General features: G+C 54.1%; 1 rRNA gene. It reads right to left on the minus strand.

The features are described 5' to 3' along the window. Positions 1-2,478, minus strand: a 23S ribosomal RNA gene (locus tag QUA24_RS26730); the annotation flags it as partial. Between the last annotated feature and the right edge of the window lie 22 nt (positions 2,479-2,500).

The raw sequence follows: 2,500 nt of genomic DNA on the forward strand, positions 1-2,500 counted from the left end.
CAGCCCCAGGATGTGATGAGCCGACATCGAGGTGCCAAACACCGCCGTCGATATGAACTCTTGGGCGGTATCAGCCTGTTATCCCCGGAGTACCTTTTATCCGTTGAGCGATGGCCCTTCCATACAGAACCACCGGATCACTAAGACCTACTTTCGTACCTGCTTGATCCGTCGATCTTGCAGTCAAGCACGCTTCTGCCTTTGCACACATTGCGCGATGTCCGACCGCGCTGAGCGTACCTTCGTGCTCCTCCGTTACTCTTTGGGAGGAGACCGCCCCAGTCAAACTACCCACCATACATGGTCCCCGATCCGGATTACGGACCTAGGTTAGAACGTCAAGCACATCAGGGTGGTATTTCAAGGATGGCTCCACCGAAGCTGGCGCCTCGGTTTCATAGCCTCCCACCTATCCTACACAGACGAACTCAACGTTCAATGTAAAGCTATAGTAAAGGTTCACGGGGTCTTTCCGTCTTGCCGCGGGAACGCTGCATCTTCACAGCGATTTCAATTTCACTGAGCCTTGGGTGGAGACAGCGCCGCTGTCGTTACGCCATTCGTGCAGGTCGGAACTTACCCGACAAGGAATTTCGCTACCTTAGGACCGTTATAGTTACGGCCGCCGTTTACTGGGGCTTCGATCAAGAGCTTCGCTTGCGCTGACCCCATCACTTAACCTTCCAGCACCGGGCAGGCGTCACACCCTATACGTCCACTTTCGTGTTTGCAGAGTGCTGTGTTTTTGATAAACAGTCGCAGCGGCCTGGTCACTGCGGCCTCCATTGCTGGAGGCGTACCTTCTCCCGAAGTTACGGTACTATTTTGCCTAGTTCCTTCACCCAAGTTCTCTCAAGCGCCTGAGAATTCTCATCCTACCCACCTGTGTCGGTTTACGGTACGGTCTTGCGTGAGCTGAAGCTTAGAGGCTTTTCCTGGAAGCGTGGGATCAGTGACTTCGTCCGATAGGACTCGTCTCGTACTTCGGCCTTAAAGGGCGGCGGATTTGCCTACCACCCAAGCCTTTGTACTTTCCCCGGGACAACCAACGCCCGGTACACTTACCCTTCTCCGTCCCCCCATCGCACTCACGCGAGGTGCTGGAATATTAACCAGCTTCCCATCGACTACACCTTTCGGTCTCGCCTTAGGGGCCGACTCACCCTGCGCCGATGAACGTTGCGCTAGGAAACCTTGGGCTTTCGGCGTGCGGGCTTTTCACCCGCATTATCGTTACTCATGTCAGCATTCGCACTTCCGATACCTCCAGCAGCCTTCTCAAGCCACCTTCGCAGGCGTACGGAACGCTCCTCTACCGCGCACACAAAGTGTGCACCCCAAGCTTCGGTATATCGCTTAGCCCCGTTAAATCTTCCGCGCAGACCGACTCGACCAGTGAGCTATTACGCTTTCTTTAAAGGATGGCTGCTTCTAAGCCAACCTCCTGGCTGTCTATGCCTTTCCACATCGTTTTCCACTTAGCGATAATTTGGGGACCTTAGCTGTGGGTCTGGGTTGTTTCCCTTTTCACGACGGACGTTAGCACCCGCCGTGTGTCTCCCGCATAGTCTGTCCTGGTATTCGGAGTTTGCCATGGTTTGGTAAGTCACGATGACCCCCTAGCCATAACAGTGCTCTACCCCCAGGAAGATTCGTGCGAGGCGCTACCTAAATAGCTTTCGAGGAGAACCAGCTATCTCCGGGTTCGATTAGCTTTTCACTCCTAGCCACACCTCATCCCCTACTTTTGCAACAGGAGTGGGTTCGGGCCTCCAGTGCGTGTTACCGCACCTTCACCCTGGGCATGGCTAGATCACCCGGTTTCGGGTCTACTTCCTGCGACTATGCGCCCTATTCAGACTCGGTTTCCCTTCGCCTACCCTATACGGTTAAGCTCGCCACAAAAAGTAAGTCGCTGACCCATTATACAAAAGGTACGCAGTCACCCTTGCGGGCTCCTACTGCTTGTACGCATACGGTTTCAGGTTCTATTTCACTCCCCTCTCCGGGGTTCTTTTCGCCTTTCCCTCACGGTACTGGTTCACTATCGGTCAGTCAGGAGTATTTAGCCTTGGAGGATGGTCCCCCCATGTTCAGACAGGGTTTCACGTGCCCCGCCCTACTCAATTTCATCATCGTGGCCCTTTCAAATACTGGGCTATCACCGTCTATGGCCAGCCTTTCCAGACTGTTTTTCTAGAACCATGATGACTTTTGGGCTGTTCCCCGTTCGCTCGTCACTACTCAGGGAATCTCGGTTGATTTCTTTTCCTCCGGGTACTTAGATATTTCAGTTCCCCGGGTTAGCTTCCAGCAGCTATGGATTCACTGCAGGATACCCTTGCGGGTGGGTTTCCCCATTCGGACATCGCGGGATCAAAGCCTATTGCCGGCTCCCCCACGCTTTTCGCAGGCTGTCACGTCCTTCATCGCCTCTGACTGCCAAGGCATCCACCGTATGCGCTTATTCGCTTGACCATATAACCTCAAGTCGCCTCGA

This window comes from Microcoleus sp. Pol12B5, assembly GCF_036701335.1.
Taxonomy (GTDB): Bacteria; Cyanobacteriota; Cyanobacteriia; order Cyanobacteriales; family Microcoleaceae; genus Microcoleus.